Origin of the sequence: Rhodanobacter sp. B2A1Ga4 (assembly GCF_018101315.1) — a bacterium.
Lineage (GTDB): Bacteria > Pseudomonadota > Gammaproteobacteria > Xanthomonadales > Rhodanobacteraceae > Rhodanobacter > Rhodanobacter thiooxydans_A.
Map to the genome: position 1 here is coordinate 149,494 of NZ_JADBJR010000005.1, position 19,021 is coordinate 168,514.

General features: G+C 69.0%; 16 protein-coding genes. 8 read left to right on the forward strand and 8 right to left on the reverse strand.

The features are described 5' to 3' along the window. Positions 1-17: 17 nt before the first annotated feature. From IMW82_RS15350 to IMW82_RS15370, 5 genes are all read right to left on the reverse strand, one after another. Entirely contained in the window at positions 18-1,382 is a 1,365-nt protein-coding gene (locus tag IMW82_RS15350; protein ID WP_108472136.1) for an AMP-binding protein, read from the reverse strand. 133 nt (positions 1,383-1,515) lie between these two features. Beyond that, positions 1,516-2,088, reverse strand: a complete 573-nt coding sequence (locus tag IMW82_RS15355; RefSeq protein ID WP_108472137.1) for a Sua5/YciO/YrdC/YwlC family protein — start codon at positions 2,086-2,088, stop codon at positions 1,516-1,518. Then, entirely contained in the window at positions 2,089-4,587 is a 2,499-nt protein-coding gene (locus IMW82_RS15360) for a DNA topoisomerase I (RefSeq protein WP_108472138.1), read from the reverse strand. Positions 4,588-4,708: 121 nt separating this feature from the next. Further along, positions 4,709-5,884: a DNA-processing protein DprA gene (dprA, locus tag IMW82_RS15365; protein WP_108472139.1), complete on the reverse strand. Its 1,176-nt coding sequence runs from the start codon at positions 5,882-5,884 to the stop codon at positions 4,709-4,711. 93 nt (positions 5,885-5,977) lie between these two features. Next, positions 5,978-7,099, reverse strand: coding sequence for a LysM peptidoglycan-binding domain-containing protein (locus tag IMW82_RS15370; RefSeq protein WP_108472140.1), 1,122 nt, complete (start codon positions 7,097-7,099; stop codon positions 5,978-5,980). A 188-nt stretch (positions 7,100-7,287) separates the two neighbouring features. On the opposite strand from IMW82_RS15370, the gene def reads away from it, so the two are divergent. The 6 genes from def (at position 7,288) to IMW82_RS15400 (ending at position 14,272) form a co-directional block, all read left to right on the forward strand. Beyond that, positions 7,288-7,797 carry a peptide deformylase gene (def, locus tag IMW82_RS15375; protein ID WP_108472141.1) on the forward strand — a complete coding sequence of 170 codons (510 nt, stop codon included), beginning with the start codon at positions 7,288-7,290 and terminating at the stop codon, positions 7,795-7,797. Between the two features lie 26 nt (positions 7,798-7,823). Beyond that, positions 7,824-8,747 (forward strand): methionyl-tRNA formyltransferase, encoded by a 924-nt coding sequence (gene fmt / locus IMW82_RS15380; RefSeq protein WP_199909850.1) that lies wholly within the window; start codon positions 7,824-7,826, stop codon positions 8,745-8,747. Continuing rightward, the gene (gene rsmB, locus IMW82_RS15385) at positions 8,747-10,060 is read left to right on the forward strand and encodes a 16S rRNA (cytosine(967)-C(5))-methyltransferase RsmB (protein ID WP_108472142.1); all 1,314 of its coding nucleotides are present in this window, start codon (positions 8,747-8,749) and stop codon (positions 10,058-10,060) included. The genes fmt and rsmB overlap by 1 nt, the downstream gene beginning before the upstream one ends. Positions 10,061-10,128: 68 nt before the next feature. Further along, entirely contained in the window at positions 10,129-11,844 is a 1,716-nt protein-coding gene (locus IMW82_RS15390) for a glycosyltransferase family 39 protein (RefSeq protein ID WP_108472143.1), read from the forward strand. Between the two features lie 157 nt (positions 11,845-12,001). Continuing rightward, positions 12,002-13,258: an O-antigen ligase family protein gene (locus tag IMW82_RS15395; protein ID WP_345777139.1), complete on the forward strand. Its 1,257-nt coding sequence runs from the start codon at positions 12,002-12,004 to the stop codon at positions 13,256-13,258. 12 nt (positions 13,259-13,270) lie between these two features. Next, positions 13,271-14,272 (forward strand): glycosyltransferase family 4 protein, encoded by a 1,002-nt coding sequence (locus tag IMW82_RS15400; RefSeq protein ID WP_211005184.1) that lies wholly within the window; start codon positions 13,271-13,273, stop codon positions 14,270-14,272. On the opposite strand, the gene IMW82_RS15405 is transcribed toward IMW82_RS15400, so the two are convergent. Genes IMW82_RS15405 through IMW82_RS15415 form a run of 3 tightly spaced genes read right to left on the reverse strand, consistent with a single transcriptional unit; the run spans position 14,260 to position 16,999 of the window. Beyond that, on the reverse strand, positions 14,260-15,099 hold the full coding sequence (locus IMW82_RS15405) for a glycosyltransferase family 2 protein (protein WP_211005238.1): 840 nt from the start codon (positions 15,097-15,099) through the stop codon (positions 14,260-14,262). The two genes, IMW82_RS15400 and IMW82_RS15405, sit on opposite strands and share 13 nt — an antisense overlap. A gap of 14 nt (positions 15,100-15,113) precedes the next feature. Further along, entirely contained in the window at positions 15,114-16,052 is a 939-nt protein-coding gene (locus tag IMW82_RS15410) for a glycosyltransferase family 2 protein (RefSeq protein WP_108472146.1), read from the reverse strand. Continuing rightward, positions 16,049-16,999, reverse strand: a complete 951-nt coding sequence (locus tag IMW82_RS15415) for a UDP-glucuronic acid decarboxylase family protein (RefSeq protein WP_211005185.1) — start codon at positions 16,997-16,999, stop codon at positions 16,049-16,051. The genes IMW82_RS15410 and IMW82_RS15415 overlap by 4 nt, the downstream gene beginning before the upstream one ends. A 171-nt stretch (positions 17,000-17,170) precedes the next feature. Here IMW82_RS15415 and IMW82_RS15420 point away from each other — a divergent pair, with 171 nt between their 5' ends. Both IMW82_RS15420 and IMW82_RS15425 read left to right on the forward strand, forming a co-directional pair. Continuing rightward, positions 17,171-17,986: a glycosyltransferase family 2 protein gene (locus IMW82_RS15420; protein WP_211005186.1), complete on the forward strand. Its 816-nt coding sequence runs from the start codon at positions 17,171-17,173 to the stop codon at positions 17,984-17,986. Then, positions 17,986-19,017 carry a CDP-glycerol glycerophosphotransferase family protein gene (locus tag IMW82_RS15425; protein ID WP_211005187.1) on the forward strand — a complete coding sequence of 344 codons (1,032 nt, stop codon included), beginning with the start codon at positions 17,986-17,988 and terminating at the stop codon, positions 19,015-19,017. Before IMW82_RS15420 ends, IMW82_RS15425 begins: the two co-directional genes overlap by 1 nt. Positions 19,018-19,021 lie beyond the last annotated feature (4 nt).

Genomic DNA, 19,021 nt, shown 5'->3' on the forward strand with positions numbered 1-19,021 from the left:
TTGAAATTCGCAACCGCTCAGCCCAGCAAGGCCAGCAGCGCCGCCCGCGGCAGCTTGCCGGTTTCGTTGCGCGGCAGCACATCGACCAGCTTCAGCGGGCGCGGCAGGAACAGCGGGTCGATCGCACGGCGCAGCGCGTCGAGGATCGCATGCGCCTCCAGGCCCGGTGCCACCGCCAGCGCGGCAATGCGGTGCACGCCCAGCGCATCGCCGTCGTCGAGCTGGAATACCACGCCGTCGCGCACGCCTGGAATCGCCAGCAGGCGCCGGGTGAGATCGGCCAGCGAGGCGCGCTTGCCGGCAATTTCCAGCATGTCGGCATGCCGGCCGCGCAGGCGAAAGCGGCGGCCGCCGTGGGACAGGCTGACGATATCGGCCAGGGTGACCGGCGCGGCCAGTTGCGGTGCCTCCACCGCGGTGCCGTCCGGCTGCGGGTGCAGGTTGCTGCCGTCGTACAACGACCAGTCCTCGTCCGCGGTGGGGCGGCGGCTGGCGAATACGCAGGTCTCGGTGGAACCGAACACTTCCAGCAACGGTGCGCCGAAGCGCTGCTCGGCCGCCCGCGCCAGCTCCACCGGCAGCGGCGCCGTGGCCGACAGCATTGCGGCAACTGGTGCCAGCGCGATGCCCGACTCGACCAGCGCGCGCAGATGCACCGGCGTGGTCACCAGCACCCGCGGCGCCGGCACCTCGGCCAGCGCGGCCGCCACGTCGGCCGGAAAGAACGGGCGCCCGGCATGCGCGCCGGCCTCGCCCAGCAGCGGCAGCAGCACCGACATCTCCATGCCGTACATATGCTGCGGCGGCACCGTGGCGACGATCTCGAAGCGTGACCCGACCACCGCACGCAGCATCGCCAGGTTGCCGGCGTTGCTGGCGTGGAAGCTGGCCCAGGTCTTCGGGTTGGCGCTGGGTGTGCCGGTGGAACCGGAGGTATAGCCGATCGCCACCACCTGGTCGGCAGGAATCGACGGCCACGCCGCTTCGGGTTCAAACGACGATGTGGCATCCAGCGCCGGCAGCTGCCGGTAGCCGTGCGGCGCGGGATCGAGCGCCTGCTCGCCCAGCGCGTAGCAACCCGGGTGCGCCGCCATCACCTCATCCACCGCCTGCGGCGCGCGCGACGACGGCAGCAGGTTGGCCTGGCCGCGCAACGCGATGGCGCAGAACGCGACCAGGAACGCATAGCGGTCCTCGCACAGGTTCACCGCCGCGGTGGCCACCGGCAGTTCCGCCGCCACTGCCTGCACCTGCGCCAGGAAGCATGCCGCGCTCACCGGCGCGCCGTGGCGCCACGCCACCACTCGCGCGGGATCATCCGCAACGAGCAGCGGCAGCCGTCGCGGCGCCTCGTGCTGGTAGGTGTCGTAGACGATGGCCAAGCTGCGGTCTCCCTGATCTTCGATTCGTCACGTGCGGCAGCATCGCGCCGCACGATGAACGGCGGCATGAACGGCGGCCGCTGGCGGCCCACGCCGGTTCAGCCGACGCATGGTCGACACGCTCCCCAAACGCTCAGGCGCGGATGATAGCGCCCGACAGCGCGTCACGGATCACCGTGGGGCTGGCCTGGCCGCCCAGCGGGGCATCCAGCAGGCCATCCAGCGCATCGCCGAAATAGTCCGCCACGGTCTGCGCTGCCCGCGCCGGCGGTAGGCCGTGCGGGTTCGCGCTGGTCGACACCAGCGCGCCGCCGAACGCGCGACACAACGCGGCGGCGGGCTCGTGCGCGGTGACCCGCAACGCGATTCCGGCATGTGCTCCGGCAACCCAGGCCGGTACCGCGGTCGAGCGCGGGAAGATCCAGGTGTGCGGACCGGGCCAGCTCGCGCGCACTTGCTGCAGGATGTCGTTCGGGACCGCGGCCAGTTCGATGTAGCGCTCGACCTGGGCGAAATCCGCGGCGATCAGCAGCACGCCCTGGGTCGCCGGGCGCTGCTTCAACGCGAACACGCGCTCGAATGCGGCGCGGTCGTGCGGATCGCAGCCGAGGCCGAACACCGCCTCGGTGGGATAAGCGAGCACGCCGCCGCCGTGCAGCAGCGCGGCGGCGGCATCGAGTTCGGCGAGGGTAAAGCGCGCCAGCACTCAGGCCCCGGTCTTGCTCGTCGCGGCCTTCTTTGCAGCGGCCTTCTTCGTGGCGGTCTTCTTGGCCGTCGTTTTCTTCGCCGTGGTCTTTTTCGCTGCGGGCTTCTTGCTGGCGGCCTTCTTCACCGCCGTCTTTTTGGCCGGCGCCTCCTTCTTGGCGGCTGCCTTCTTGGCCGCCCCCTTCTTGCCGAAGCGGCCCTTGCGCACCGGCGCAGCCGCCAGCAGTTCCAGGCATTGCGCCTCAGTCAGCTCCTTCGGCTCCTGCTCCTTCGGGATGCGCGCGTTCTTCTCGCCGTCGGTGATGTAGGCACCGTAGCGACCGTTGAGCACCTGCACGCCGTTGCCGAAATCGAGGATCAGCCGGTTCGCCAGCATCTCGAGTTTTTCCTGCACGATCTGCAGTGCACGTGGCAGCTCGATCGTGTACGGATCGTCCTCCGGTTTCAGCGAGGCATAGGTACTGCCCTGCTTCACGAACGGACCGAAGCGGCCGATCGCCACGCTGACCTCGTCGCCGTTCTCGGCCTGACCCAACTTGCGCGGCAGCTTGAACAGTTCGAGCGCCTCGGCCAGGGTGATCGTGTGCATGCTCTGGCCGGGGCGCAACGAGGCAAAGGTCGGCTTGTCTTCATCATCCTTGGTGCCGATCGCCGCATACGGCCCGAACCGGCCCAGCCGCACCGAAACCGGCTTGCCGGTCTTCGGGTCACTGCCCAGTTCGCGCGCACCGGTGGCCTCGCTGCGGTCGACCGACTCGGTCTTCTCGTCCACCTGCTGCTTGAACGGCAGCCAGAAGCGCTCCATCAGCGGCACCCACGCCTCTTCGCCGCGGCTGACCGCGTCCAGCTCGTCTTCCATCTTGGCGGTGAAGTCGTAATCGACGTAACGGGTGAAATGCGCGGTGAGGAACTTGCTGACCGCGCGGCCGACGTCGCTGGGCTTGAAGCGGCGGCTGTCGAGGAACACGTACTCGCGGTTCTGCAGCACCTGGATGATGCTGGCGTAGGTCGACGGGCGGCCGATGCCGTGTTCTTCCAGCGCCTTGACCAGGCTCGCTTCGGAATAGCGCGGCGGCGGCTCGGTGAAATGCTGGTCGGCGGCGATCTCGTGCAGCGGCACCGCCTCGCCCTTTTCCAGCCGCGGCAGGCGACGGCCTTCATCGTCGTCGTCGGCCTTTTTCTGGTCGCTGCCTTCCTCGTACACGGCGAGGAAGCCGGGGTCGATCACGGTGGTACCGCTGGCGCGGAACGAGGCATCGCCACCGGCGACGTCGGGCAGCGCGAACTCCACCGAGACGGTGTTCAGCGTGGCATGGATCATCTGGCAGGCGACCGTGCGCTTCCAGATCAATTCGTACAGCTTGCGCTGGTCGTCGTTGAGAAAGGCAGCCACCGATTTCGGCGTGTGCATCGCCGACGTCGGACGGATCGCCTCATGCGCTTCCTGCGCATTCTTGGACTTGGTCTTGTACACCTGCGGTGCATCCGGCAGTGCCTGGCCGCCGAAGTCACGCGCGATCAACTGACGCAGCTCGGCCATGGCGTCGTCGCCGAGCATGGTCGAGTCGGTACGCATGTAGGTGATCAGGCCGACGTTGCCTTCGTCACCCAGCGCCACGCCCTCGTACAGGCCCTGCGCCACCTTCATCGTGCGACTGGTGGTGAAGCCGAGCTTGCGCGCGGCCTCTTGCTGCAGGGTGGAGGTGGTGAACGGCGCGGCGGGGCGGCGCTTGCGTTCCTTCGAGCTGACCTCGCTGACGGTGAGGCGGCCACGTGCGGCCTGCTTCAGCGCCTCGCGCGCGGACTGCGCATCGGTTTCATTGGTGAGATCGAACTGCTCGAACTTCTTGCCGTTGAGCCTGGACAGGCGCGCGGTGAAGTCACCTTCGGCGTGCTTGAGCTGGGCTTCGATGGTCCAGTACTCGCGCGCCTTGAACGCCTCGATCTCGTCCTCGCGCTCGACGATCATGCGCAGCGCCGGCGACTGCACGCGACCGGCGGACAGGCCGCGCTGCACCTTGCGCCACAGCACCGGCGACAGGTTGAAGCCGACCAGGTAGTCCAGCGCGCGACGCGCCTGCTGGGCGTCGACCAGGTCGTGCGAGAGCTGGCGCGGTGCGGCCACCGCGGCCTTGATCGCCTTGGGCGTGATCTCGGAGAACACCACCCGGTGCAGCTGCTTGCCCTTGGTCAGGCCGCGCTCGTTGAGGATCTCGCTGATGTGCCAGCTGATCGCCTCGCCTTCGCGATCCAAGTCGGTCGCCAGATAGATGTCGTCGGCCAGCTTGGCCGCCTTGGCGATCGCGTCGACGTGCTTCTCGTTGCGCTCGATGACCTCGTAGGCCATGGTGAAACCGTGTTCGGTGTCGACCGCGCCCTCCTTCGGCTTCAGGTCGCGCACGTGGCCGTAGGAGGCGAGGACCTGGAAGTCCTTGCCAAGGTATTTGTTGATCGTCTTGGCCTTGGCCGGTGATTCGACGATGAGCAGGTTTTTTGCCATGAAGCTGGATATCCGAAAGTGAATCACCGGCGCTTCCGTGCCGGGCATATATATAGTTGAAAACACGCCGCGCCAGCGACTGTCAAGCCCGCTGCCCCTGCAAACAGCGCACGACGGCAACTCAGCCGCCGGGCAATTGCTGGTAGCGGTTGCCCGGCAGGCTCGCCACCCGGGCCTCCAGCTCCAGCATCAGCAGCATCGAGGAAAGTGCAGCGGCGGACTGCCCGGTACGCTGCACAAGTTCGTCCAATGTCGCTGGTTCATGGCCAAGTTCGGTCAAAAGCCATCGATACCCGGAATTGTCGCCAGCCCCGGCAGGCCCGCATGCCGCGCCGTCGCCGTCTGCAATCCGTGGCGGCCCGTCCGCCTCGCCGCCAGCCGTGTCGAGCCGCGCAGCCAGTTCGCCGCCAAGCATGCGCGCTGCCGGCGTCAATGTCTCGACAATCTCCACCGCGGTCTCGATCAGCCGGGCGCCGTCGCGGATCAACCGGTGGCAACCCCGGGCCAGTGGGTGGTGGATGGAGCCGGGCAGCGCGAACACCTCGCGGCCCTGTTCGGCAGCCAGCCGGGCGGTGATCAGCGAGCCGGAACGCAGCCCCGCCTCGACCACCAGCGTGCCCAGCGCCAGGCCGGCGATGATCCGGTTGCGCCGCGGGAAGTGATCCGGGCGTGCCGGCGTGCCGGGCGGAAACTCGCTGACCAGCGCGCCCTGCGCGGCGAGTCGCCGGGCCAGCGCATGGTGCTTGCGCGGGTACACCCGGTCCAGCCCGGTGCCGACCACCGCGAGCGTCTTCGCGCCGGCATCCAGCGCGGCCACGTGGGCGGCGCCGTCGATGCCATCGGCCAGGCCGCTGGTGATCGCAAAACCGGCATCCGCCAGCGCCAGCGCAAACGCCCGGGCGTGCGCCAGGCCCACCGCACTGGCGCCGCGTGCGCCCACGATCGCCACCTGCGGATACAACAGCAGGCTGGCGTCGCCGACCACGAACAGCACGGCCGGCGGCTGCGCGATGTGTTCCAGCTGCGGCGGGAAATCCGCTTCGGTACAGCACAGCAGCCGATGCCCGGGTTCGGCCAGCCAGGCCAGGTCGGCGCTCAGCCGGGTCGCGTCGGGCCGGGCCAGCCAGGCCCGGGCTGGCTCACCAAGCCGGGTCGCGTCGCGGCACAGCTGTGCCAGCACTGCCTGGATGTCGCCGCCGGCCGCATCCAGCCGTTCGCGCAGGCCGCCCGGGCCGAGGCCAGGGGTGCGCAGGGCGATCAGCCACGCGCGCAGTTCATCGGGATCGTCCATGTCCATGCCGGCAGTTTACGCAGCGACCCGCAAAGAAAACGGCGCGGTGGGAGCCGCGCCGTGCTGTAGGCAGATGCCGTGATGGCGCCTTGCCGAGGCTTACTCCGGCATGGTCAGGCGGGCGCCGACGTGCACCGGCCGCAGGCCGTCCATCACCAAGCCGTAGCTGACCCGGTCGAAGGTGCGGAACACCATCACGTGGCCGATGTACTCGTCGGGCAACTTGACCGTCTCGCCTACCCCGCGCCGCCAGCTGTTGCTGGCCACGTCGTCGTGGACCGTCTCGCCGGGCTGCATCATCGTGTAGGTCTGGCCGTTGTCGACGCCGTCCTTGGCGCCGATCGACAGCATCACCACCTGGCGCGGGCCGGCCGCGTCCATCGCGTCGGCGAAGCCGATCACCTTGGCGTTGGCCGGCACCGACTTCGGCGCGTGCGGGTAGTAGCTGGCATCGTACGGCTTGTCGTCGATCGGCATGATGCGATCGCCGCTGCGGATTTCCTTGGTGGCGCCGAGCAGCAGCAGGGTTGCCGGATCGCCCGTGCGCAGCGTTTCGGCGGTGCCGATCACGCTGACCTCGACGCCGAGATCGTCGCCCTTGCCGTAGTGGCCGTCGTTGCGGGAATCCTCGCGCCACGGCGCGTTGACCATCGCCGCGTTGCTGTCCAGGTCGTGGGCGACCAGGTCGGCGTTGGCCGCATCACCCTGGTCGAAGCCGCGGAACACGTGGCTCGGCCGCACGATCGCCCAGCGCTGGCCCGGCTCGCCCTGCAGGCCGCGCACATAGATGTTCTGGCCGACGGCGCCGCGCAGGCGCGATTCCTCCAGGCCGACCACGTACGGCGCGGAGCTGACCGCGTTGGAGTCCATCACCCGCATGTCCTTGAGGAACATCTTCAGCTCGGACAGCGGGATCGCCGGCACCGCCTCGCCTTCGCGATGCACGCCCGGTTGCAGGCCCAGGCGCGGCCCGTTGATGAAGGACAGGTTGAGCACGTCGCCGGGGTAGATCAGGTGCGGGTTGCGCACCTGCGGGTTGGCCTGCCAGATCTCCGGCCACAGCCACGGCTTGGACAGGAACTTGGCGGAGATGTCCCAGAGGGTGTCGCCCCGGCGCACGGTGTAGCTGTCCGGATGATCGGCCCGCAATTGCGCACCGGCCGCATAGACGGCCACGGTGACCAGCATGCCGGCCAGCAACACGATAATTTTCTTGATCATTGGCGGGAATCCCCCTTCCCCAGGTGCTCGGTCGAGTGTAACCGAATGATTAACGCGCGCAACAGGCGCGAGTTGGCAAAAATCGTCTGTACTCGGGCGCTTGCCGACGTACAATAAGACACATTCTAGATGGCGCCGCGGGTGGCTTTTTACCAAATCGCCCGCATTTCTGACGCCGAGGTCATGCCATGTCCATCCTTTCGATCCTTGAATTCCCCGACCCCCGGCTGCGCACCCGCGCCGCGCCGGTGACCGTGTTCGACGCGAAGCTGGAGCAGTTCGTCGCCGACATGTACGAGACCATGTACGCCGCCAACGGCGTCGGCCTCGCCGCCACCCAGGTCAACGTGCACCAGCGCGTGCTGGTCGCCGACATGAGCGACGAGCGCAACCAGCCGCTGGCGCTGATCAACGCGCAGATCCTCGAGAAGGACGGCTCGCAGGTCTACCAGGAGGGTTGTCTCTCGTTCCCCGGCCTGTACGCCGATGTCACCCGCGCGCTGAAGGTTAAGGTGAAGGCGCAGGACGTGACTGGCCAGGAGATCATCGTCGAGGCCGAAGGCCCGCTGGCGGTGTGCATCCAGCACGAGATGGACCACCTGGAAGGCAAGGTGTTCGTCGACTACCTGTCGCCGCTGAAGCGCAACCTGCTGCTGAAGCGGCTGGAGAAGCACCGCAAGCAGGCGGTCGGTGCTTGAGCAAGGCCGGCTTGGGTAGCCCCGGCTTGCGGCTGGTCTTCGCCGGCACCCCGGAATTCTCCTTACCCTGCCTCGCGGCCTGTCGCGCCAGCGGCGCCGAGGTGGTGGCCGTCTATACCCAGCCCGACCGCCCCGCCGGTCGCGGCCGCAAGCTCACGCCCAGCCCGGTCAAGCAGGCCGCGCTGGCCGCCGGCATCGCGGTCGAGCAACCCGAGTCGCTGAAGTCCGCCGACGTGCAGCAGGTTCTCGCTGCGTACCGGCCGGACCTGCTGGTGGTGGTGGCCTATGGCCTGATCCTGCCGCGCAAGGTGCTGGCGATTCCGCGGCTCGGCTGCTGGAACGTGCACGCCAGCCTGCTGCCGCGCTGGCGCGGCGCCGCGCCGATCCAGCGCGCGATCCTGGCCGGCGACAGTGAAAGCGGAGTCGACCTGATGCAGATGGAAGCGGGCCTGGATACCGGCCCGGTATTGCTCGAACGACGCACGTCGATCAGCCGCGACGACACCGGCGGCTCGCTGCACGACCGTCTCGCCACCCTCGGCGCGGCAGTGCTGGCCGAGGGCCTGCGCCGCACACTGGCCGGCGAGGCGCTGGCAGCCTCGCCGCAGCCGGAAGACGGCGTGACCTACGCGCACAAGCTGGACAAGGCCGAGGCGAAGCTCGACTTCAGCCGCCCCGCGATCGAGCTGGAACGCCAGGTGCGCGCGTTCGATCCGTGGCCGGTGGCCGAAGGCGAGATCGCCGGCGAGCCGTTGCGGATCTGGGCCGCCCGCGCGATCGAACTCGATCATCATGCCGCGCCGGGCACCGTGCTGGCCGCCGGCCGCGACGGCATCGACCTGGCCTGCGGCACCGGCGCGCTGCGCGTCACCGCGCTGCAGCGCGCGGGCGGCAAGCGCATCGGTGCGATCGACTACCTCAACGCCCGCCCTGAATTGCGGCGCAGCTGATGAAAACCGATACCCGCGCCCTGGCCGCCCGGGGGCTCGCCGAGGTGGCCCTGCGCGGCGCCTCGCTGCGCGACGTGATGGAGCGCGCCGCGCCGCGCCTGGCCGATCCGCGCGACCGCGCCCTGCTGATGGCTCTGCTCAGCGAAGGCGCGCGCTGGTGGCTGCGTTTCGACGCGGCGGTCGACGGCCTGCTGGAAAAATCGCTGCGGCACAAGGACCCGGCCGTGCATGCGCTGCTGGTGCTCGGCCTGGTGCAGCTGGAAATCCTCGAACTGCAGGACTACGCCGCGGTGGCCGCCACGGTCGAGGCGGTGCGCGCGCTGAAGCGGCCGCAGCTGGCCGGCCTGGTCAACGCCGTGCTGCGCCGCTGGCAACGCGAGCGCGCAGGCCTGCTTGCGAAACTTGACGCCAGGCCGCAGACCCGCCACGCGCACCCGGCCTGGCTGGCCGACGCGCTGCAGCGCGACTGGCCGCAACAGGCTGAGGCGGTGATGGCGGCCGACAACGGCGAGCCGCCGCTGATGCTGCGCGTCAACCGCCAGCGCAGCGAGCACGAGGCACTGATTGCACGACTGCAGGTCGCCGGCTACGCCGCCATGGCGCATCCCTGGCTGAGCGACGCGCTGGTACTGCCGCACAGCGCCGACGTCACCCGCATGCCCGGCTTCGACGACGGCTTGTTCGCGGTGCAGGACGGCGCCGCGCAGGTGGCCGCCGACCTCGCCGACCTGCACGACGGCCTGCACGTGCTGGACGCCTGCGCCGCACCCGGCGGCAAGGCCTGCCACCTGCTCGAACGCGCCGACATCGACCTGACCGCGCTGGAGTTCGACGCTGCGCGGGCCGAACGCATCCGCCAGAACCTGATGCGGCTGCGCCTGAATGCCAAGGTGGCGATCGGCGATGCCGGCGCACCGAAGGGCTGGTGGAACGGCCGGCCGTTCGACCGCATCCTGATCGACGCGCCGTGCTCGGCCACCGGCGTGCTGCGACGCCGACCGGACGTGCGCCTGCACCGGCGCGAGAGCGACATCGCCGCGATGCATGCGCAGCAGCGCCGCATCCTGTCCGCGCTGTGGCCGTTGCTGGCGCCGGGCGGCCGGCTGGTCTACATCACCTGCTCGGTGCTGCGCGCGGAGAACGAGGCGATCGTCGGCGAGCTGCTGGCCACGCAAGCCGACGCGCTGGCGTTGGCGTTCACCCTGCCGGCGGGCCAGGCCGCCGCGGTGGGCTGGCAGATCCTGCCCGGCGACGGCGACCTCGACGGCATGTACTACGCGGTGCTGCAGAAGTCCCGCCAAGCAAACGCATGAGTTGGCATGACGCCTTGCCGGGCTATGCTTGGCATCCCCTGACCGCCGCCGACGGAACCCTCCCGCCCGTGAAGCCCTCCCTGTCCCATGCACGCCCGTTGTGGCTGCGCGACGCTCGCCGGGAACTGCTGCTGTTCGGTGTGTTCGCGCTGCTGCTGCTCGGCCTGGGGCTGGGCCTGCGCGATCCGTGGCCGTCCGATGAACCGCGCTTCGCGCTGGTGGCGCAATGGATGGTCGAGCACGGCCAGTGGCTGTTCCCACATCGCGGCCACGAGCTGTACCCGGACAAGCCGCCGGTGTTCATGTGGCTGCAGGCGCTCAGCTACTACCTCACCGGCCACTGGCGCATCGCCTTCCTGCTGCCCTCGCTGGCGGCGGCGCTGACTGCGCTGGCGCTGGTCTACGACCTGGCGCGCCGGCTGTGGAACCATCGCAGCGCGCTGCTGGCCGCCGCCACGCTGCTGGTCACCATCCACTTCACCTACCAGATGCGCAACGCGCAGATCGATCCGCTGTTGCTGGGCTGGATCACCCTGGCCAACTACGGCCTGTTGCGCCACCTGCTGCTGGGGCCATCGTGGCGCTGGTTCGCCGCAGGCTGCTTCTTCGCTGGCGTGGGCGTGGCGACCAAGGGCGTCGGCGTGCTGGCGCTCTTGATACTGGTGCCGTACCTGGTGGCGCGCCGCGGCCACTGGCGGCACCTGGCGCTGCCCACCGGCGGCTGGCGCTGGGCCGGCGGGTTGGCGCTGTTCCTCGTGCCGATCCTGGGCTGGCTGCTGCCAATGCTGCTGGTGGCGCATGCCGACGGCGACCCGCAGCACGCCGAGTACGTGCAGAACATCCTGTTCGGGCAGACCGTGCACCGCTACGCCACGCCGACCGGGCACCTGCACTCGCCGTTCTATTTCCTCGGCATCATCGTGGTCGACTGGCTGCCACTATCGCTGCTGCTGCCGTGGGCCATCCCGGCGTGGTGGCGGCGGCTGAAGCGGCGCGACGCGCGCTTCCTGCTGCCGCTGGGCTGGATCGTGCTGATCCTGCTGTTCTTCTCGCTGAGCCCGGGCAAGCGCGACGTCTACATCCTGCCGGCCTTGCCGATGACCGCGCTGGCGCTGGCGCCGCTGCTGCCCGGCCTGCTGCGCCGGCGCGGTGTGCGCCTCGCGGTGTGTGCGCTGACCACGCTGCTGGCCGGCGCGCTGACCGTGGCGGCGGCGCTGGCATTGCATCGCCACCCGGCCTGGGCGGTGAAGATCGAGCAGAGCCTGGACCCGCGGATCTGGTGGATGCTGCTGGCCATCGGCGTGGTCGGCCTCATCGTCGTCGCCTTGACGCGGGTGCGCCGCGCGCCGCTGGGCTGGCTGCTGTTCGCCGGCGTGCTGTGGAGCGTGTATGGGCTGTGGGGCTATCCGATGCTCAACGGCGACCGCTCGGCGCGCGACGTGATGGTGCAGGCGCGCGCCATCGCCGGCCCCGACGCCACCATCGGCCTGCTCGCCTGGAAGGAGCAGAACCTGCTGATGGCCCAGGGGCCGGTCGCCGAGTTCGGCTTCCTGAAACCGTGGTCGCAGCAATATGCCGAGGCGATCGCCTGGCAGCGGCAGGACCCGGCGCATCGCTGGATCTTCAGCCTCGACGAGGCGATGGGCACGTGCGTGGACCGCCATCGCGCCACCTACGTCGGCCACGCCAACCGCCGCGAGTGGTGGCTGTTCCGGGCCGACGCGGTGGTGCCCGGCTGCGTGCCGGGCGCCAGTGCGGACCAGCAGGCCGACGACACGCTCTGAACAAGAGCGCAGCACCCATTCACCACACGTCCACGGAACGGCACATATGGAAGATGAACCTTCGCGTTACGATGCGGCGCACGCATGCCAAGTCGACGCCGCTGGCCCGTTAGCATGGCCGGACAGGGATTACATGTTGGTTCGACAGGCTTCTCACGTGCGTGCTCATCCGGCTTCATGGCAGATCTGGACCGCTTCACTGCTGCTGGCGGTCATGCCGCTGTGTTTCGCCCTCTCCGGGCGCTTCAAGATCCTGCCGATGACCCTGCTGTTCGTGGCCGGCGTGGTGCTGCTGGCCACGCGGGCGGAAAGCCGGCATGCCTGGCGACTGGCCTGGCCGGTGATCGCCGCCTGCCTGTTGCGCCTGCTGTACGACATCGGCAACTTCTGGAGCCACCGGCTCGACTGGTCCACCCTCGACCTGCCGGCGCAGACCCTGCTGTTCCTGGGCATCGCGGCCGTGTTCACGCTGCCGCTGAAACAACGCGTGATCGCGCTCGGCTTCAGCCTGACTGCCGTGCTGCTCGGTGCGGCCAGCCTGTACCAGCGCTACGTGCTGGGCACCGATCGCCCGTATGGCCTGAACGGCGGTGACTGGGCCGCGGTCGAGTTCGCGATGTACCTGCTGGTGCTGGTGCTGCTGGCGATGCTGCAGGCGTTGCGGCCGGACATCCGGCGCAGCGATCGCTGGCTGCATGTCGCGGCCGTGGTGATCGGCCTGTACGGCGCGGTGCTGACCCAGAGCCGCGGCCCACTGCTGTCATTCGCCCCGGTCTACCTTGGCCTGATGCTGTGGCACGCCGTGCGTTCGCGGCACTGGCGGCGCGTGCTCGCGTTGTTCGCGGTGACCGTGATCGGCATGCTGGCGGTTACCGCCACGCTGCACCGGGAGATGGTCCAGCGGCTGGCCGATGTCCCGACCCAGATCACCAGCTACGACACCGGCGGCAGCGGCGCCGCCGACGCCACGGCCGTCGGCGAACGGCTGGAGATGTGGCGCACGGCGTGGCAGGCCTTCCTCGAACACCCGCTGGCCGGCATCGGCCTGGACCAGTTCGGCGTCTATGTCCGCGGGCAGGTGGCCGCAGGTCAGGCCAGTCCACTGATCGCCAAGTACGTGCACCCGCACAGCGAATACCTCGAATCGGTGGTCGCTGGCGGCCTGCCTGCCCTGCTGGTGCTGCTGCTGTTTCTCGCCGTGCCGCTGGGCTTTTTCGCCCGGCACCTCAACCACGTGCAGGAGCCGGTCGCCGCGGCGACCGCCGCCGGGGTGATGGTGATCGGCATGTATGGTCTATGTGCATTTGGTGACAACGTGTTTTATCGAGCCATGCCGCAATCGCTCTACCTGTTCCTCGTGCTGGGCCTGGCCGTCGACATCGGCCGTCAGCTGTACAACGCTCCGTCCCGCTGACGTCGACCCGCCATGGCCCGTATCAATCTGCTTGCGTGGGACAACCAGCGCGGCCTCAGCCACGACATCCGACTGCTGTCCACGGCGCTGGTCGCGCTCGGCCACCAGGTCCACGTGACCCGGCTTGGTCCGCATCGGCACGACGGTCGCCGCAAGGTGTTGCTGCTTTATTTGCGCATGTGGTGGCAACGGCTGCGCCACGCCGACTGGCGGGCCACGCCGTACGACATCAACATCGCACTGGAGCACGTGCGTCCGGACTGGTTCGGGCTGGCCCGGTGGAACCTGTTGGTGCCGAACCCGGAGTGGCTGTCGCCGCGCAGCCAGCGCTACCTGGCCCGCTACGATGCGATCCTGTGCAAGACCCATCATGCCGTCGGACTGTTCACCGCCCGCGGCTGCCGCGCGCTGCACATCGGCTTCCGCAGCACCGACTGCCTGCAGCCGGAAGTCCCGCGTCAACCGACCTTCCTGCACCTGGCCGGCGCCAGCCGGATGAAGGGCACGCAGCGGCTGCTGGCGTTGTGGCGGCGGCATCCGGAATGGCCGAAGCTGCTGGTGTTGCAGTCGCCGCGCACTGCCACTCCGCCGAGCGGGCCGGTTCCGGCAAACATCGAGCACCGGATCGGCTATCCGGGCGACGTGCGCGAGATCCGTCGGCTGCAGAACGCGCACCTGTTCCACCTGTGCCTGTCGGAGACCGAGGGCTGGGGGCACTACCTGGTCGAGGCGATGAGTTGCGCGGCGGTAGTGATCGCCAGCGATGCGCCGCCGATGAACGAACTGGTCACCCCGGCACGTGGCGTGCTGGTCGGCGCCAGCGACGCCGGGCCGTTCAACCTGGCCACCCTGCATCGCTTCGACGAGGCGGCGCTGGAAGCCGCCATCGAACGCCTGCTGGCGATGCCCGCGCACGAGCGCGCGGCGCTGGGCGAGCAGGCGCGGGCCTGGTTCGAGTCGAACGAGGCGAGCTTCGCCGCGCGGCTGGATGCCGCCCTGCGTCAGCTCGGCTGAGCGGCGCGCGCGCGCAGGTCCGGCGGCGGATCGGCGAACTCGACCAGATGCTGCTCGACGCCGCGCTCGCAACGCAGCAGCCGGCGCGCGCGCGTGTCGTCCACGATGCGATCGTTCGGATTGTCGACGACGTGCTTGCGGGTGGGGTGGTAGAGATGCGTCGCCAGCGCGCTGAAGCGCAGCTCGCGCCGCAGCAGGCCGGCATGGAAGGCGCGCAGGGCCAGCTCGGTATCCTCGCGGCCCCAGCCGGTCATCGCCTCGTTGAAGCCGTTCAGGCGCAGCAGGTCGTCGCGCCAGAACGCCATGTTGCAGCTCTTGATGCCGCGTTGCTTGGTGCCGGGCCGGGCGTACCAACGGGCCAGCAGCGGCAGGCGCAAGGTGTGCCGGCGCCGCTCGATGCCGCGGCTGAAGAAGCCCGGCATGGTCACGTCGCCTTCCAGCAGGCGCCGGGTCAGTGCGGCGTCGGTCAGCACGCGCGAACCCTGCACGAAGCAGCCACGGCGAGCGAACGCCCGATGGTCGGCGATGAAGTGCCGCTCGGCAACCATGTCGCCGTCGAGCAGGATCACGTAGTCGCCCTGCGCGGCGGCGATGGCGCGGTTGCGCGCACGGCTCATGCGCGCGCCGTCGTCGGGCTGCCACAGGTGCACCAGGCGCACCGGATAATCCGCGGCCATGCGCTCCAGCAGTTCACGCGTGGCCGGCTGCGAACCGTCGTCGGTGACGATCACCTCGTGCGGCAGCTCGCTCTGCACGGCCAGCGCGCGCAACACCTGCTCCAGCGCGGCAGGCCAGTTGTAGGTGATCACGGCGACGCTGATGCGCATCACGATGACCTCGCTCAGTCCGTCGCCGGCCGTGCTTCCGACGCACGCCGGCTCGACCGCATCGCCGACCACAGGATCGATGCGGCACGCTGCTGGTTGCGCAGCCACGAGCCGTGGCGCAGGCGCGCCAGCTTCGCGTAGTGCCGCGCCTCGCGCCAGGAAGGAGCCGGCTTGGTGCGGAACTCGTGCTTGACACTCTCCAGGCAGCGCTCGTCCAGGCCGATGTTCCTGGCATAGATCTCGATCAGGCAGCGCGAACGGAACCGGTTGAGGTACTTCGTGGCCGCCGTCTGCCTGCCCCACCAGCCGTTGTTGCCGTGGATGCGGTAATGCACCGCGCCGGTGCGCAGGTAATACTTGCGCGCACCCAGCACGCTGGCGCCGAACACCAGGCAGTTGTCGGCGGACAGCCGCCAGGTCTGGCCCAGCTCCGCCGGCAGCTCCAGCGTGCGGCGCGCCCACAGCGCACGCATCGACAGCGCCGAGGTGGGAGCGCCGTACCAGTGCATCAGCACGTAGGTGCTGATCGCGGTGAAGCCCAGGTCGCGCGACTGCGCGGCGTAGCCCATCCAGCGGTTCTCGTCGCCGAACAGTTGCAGGTCGGAGAACACGAAATCGACGTCGCGGCGGCTGTCATAGAGCTCGCCCAGGCGCGCCAGGTAATCCGGTTCCCAGCGGTCGTCGGCGTCCAGGAAACAGACCACGTCGGCGCGCGCCTGCGCCACGCCGCGCTGGAACGCGACCAGCTGGCCGCCGTTCTCGCCGCACAGCAGGGTCACCCGCGAATCGGCGCCGTAGCGTTCGCGCAGATACGCCGGCGTGCCGTCGGTGGAGCCGTCGTCGACCACGATGACCTGCATCGGCGCGCGGCTCTGCGCCAGCGCGCTGTCGATCGCCGTGCCGACGAAGTCGCGGTAGTTGTAGCTGGTGATGACGACGGCAAAGCTGGTCATGCCGCCGCACCGTCCTGCAGCAGGCGGCGGAAGTAGCCGATGGTTTCCTTCAGGCCGTCCTCCAGCGCCACCGTCGGCTGCCAGCCAAGCCGGTCGCGGGCCACGCCGATGTCCGGCTGGCGCTGGCGGGGGTCGTCCGACGGCAGCGGTCGGTACACCAGCTTCGAGCGACCGCCGACCAGGGCCAGCACCTTCTCGGCCAGCTCCAGCATGGTGTGCTCGACCGGGTTGCCGATGTTCACCGGGCCGGTGAACCCGTGCCCGGATTCCATCATGCGCACCATCGCCTCGATCAGGTCGTCGACGTAGCAGAAGCTGCGCGTCTGGCTGCCGTCGCCGTAGATGGTGATGTCCTCGCCGCGCAGCGCCTGCATGATGAAGTTGCTCACCACGCGGCCGTCGTTCGGATGCATGTGCGGGCCGTAGGTGTTGAAGATGCGCACCACCTTGATGTCCAGCGCATGCTGGCGGTGGTAGTCGAAGAACAGCGTCTCGGCGCAGCGCTTGCCTTCGTCATAGCAGCTGCGGATGCCGATGGGATTGACCTTGCCCCAGTAGCCCTCGACCTGTGGGTGCACTTCCGGGTCGCCGTACACCTCGCTGGTGGAGGCCTGCAGGATGCGCGCCTTCACCCGCTTGGCCAGGCCGAGCATGTTGATCGCCCCGTGCACGCTGGTCTTGGTGGTCTGCACCGGGTCGTGCTGGTAGTGCACCGGCGAGGCCGGGCAGGCGAGGTTGAAGATGCGCTCCACCTCCACGTACAGCGGGAAGGTCACGTCGTGCCGCATCAGCTCGAAGTACGGGTGCGTGAGCAGGTGCGCCACGTTGCGCTTGCTGCCGGTGAAGAAGTTGTCCACGCACAGCACGTCGTGGCCGTCGTGGAGCAGGCGATCGCACAGGTGCGAGCCGAGGAATCCGGCGCCGCCGGTGACGAGGATTCGTTTCATGAGCTGCCGTTCGGTGCCATTGCAGGGAGACGTGCGATGTACGCTTGACCGTGATCAACCGGCGCGGGGGGATTTTGTCATGGATTGCCGGGCAAAGCTGCGACCCATCCGGCTGAACGGACACGGCACCCGCATGCAGGCTAGTCATGGCCTTCGGCTAGAATCCGCCGCATGCCCACGTTCCCGCTGACCCTCGCCGTCATCACCCACAACGAGTCCGGGAGCATCGCGCGCTGCCTGGACAGCGTGTCGTTCGCGGCCGAGAAGCTGGTGGTCGACTCCGGCAGCGACGACGACACGGTGGCGATCGCGCGGGCACACGGCGCGCGTGTGATCCACCAGGACTGGCTCGGCTTCGGCGCACAACGCAATTTCGCCAGTGCACAGTGCGCGCACGACTGGATCCTGGTGCTGGACGCCGACGAATACCTCAGCCCGGAACTCGCCGCCGAACTGCAGCAGCGCCTGCCCGCACTGATCGCCGGCGACGCGGCGGTGGCGTACCTGCGCCGCCGCACGATCTACATGGGCCGGCCGATGCGCTGGTACCGCCCGTCGGTGGGCGAGAAGCTGGCGCGGCTGTACCACCGTGGCCGCGCGCGCTGGAGCGACGCCCGGGTGCACGAGTCGCTGCGCTTCGACGGCGCCGCACCGACACTGCGCGCGCCGTTCGACCACGCCAACAACCCGACCCTGCCGCACAAGCAGCTGAAGGTGTTGCGCTACGCCGAACTGAAATGCCGCGACTGGCTGGACAAGGGCAAGCCGGTGCGGATGTGGCAGGCGCCGTTCGTGTACGTGCTGGCCTTCCTCAAGGACTATGTATTCCGGCTGGCCTGCCTGGATGGCTGGCGCGGCTTCCTGATCGCACAGACCGCGGCCAGCTACGCGCTGTACAAGCGCATGCGTTACTACGAGATGGTCAACCATCCGGAGTCGGTGGCGAGTGCGATGGCCCTGCTCCGCAAACACGAAATCGACCGCTGATGACCAACCGGAAACACTATCTTCTGTATGGCTCCGAGCGCTACGCGCTGGCCATCCTGCGCCCGCTGCAGGAAGCCATCCGCGCCCGCGGCGACGAGGCGGCCTGGTTCTTCGACGGCCCCGGCGCGGAGGACCTGGTCGCTGGCGAACGCCTGCTGAGCGTGGCCGAGGTGCGCGCGTGGCAGCCGATCGCGGTGATCACCTCGTCCAACGCGGTGCCGCATTTTTTCCCCGGCGTGAAGGTGGAGACCTTCCACGGCTTCGACGCCGGCAAGCCGCGGCACATCTATGTGCGTGGCTTCTTCGACCTGTACTGCACCACCGGCCCGCGCGACACCGCGCAGTTCCAGGCGATCGCCGACAAGGTCGGCCACTTCAGCGTGACCGAGACCGGTTTCCCCAAGCTCGACCCTTTCATGCAGGAGATCAGCGGCCCGTTGCCGCCGGTGCGCACGCCGCCGGTGATCCTGTACCACTCCACCTTCTCGCCCTCGTGGAGCGCGGCCGAGACGCTGTACGAGGAAGTGAAGCGGCTGTCGCGCGACGGCCGCTGGCGCTGGATCGTCACCTTCCACCCGAAGATGAACCCGGACACCACCGCGAAGTTCAAGGCGCTGCAGAACGAGTACCTCACCTTCGCCGAGAACGACAACATCCTGGAGCTGTTCCCGCAGGTCGACCTGATGTGCTCGGACACCTCCTCGGCGCTCAACGAATTCCTGCTCACCGGCAAGCCGGTGGTGACGTTCAAGAACCGCCGGCCCGGCCCGCAGCTGATCGACATCGACGAGGCGAAGGACTTCGAGCCGGCGATCGAGCGCGCGTTGAGCCGCCCGCCGGAACTGATGACGGCGATCCGCGCGTACGCCGACGCGATCCACCCCTACCGCGACGGCCGCTCCAGCGAACGCGTGCTGGAGGCGATCGACGCCTTCATCGCCCGCGGCGCGAAGAATCGCCGGCGCAAGCCGCTGAACCTGTGGCGCAAGCTGAAGATCCGCCGGCGCATCGGCTACTGGGGGCCGGCCTGAGCGT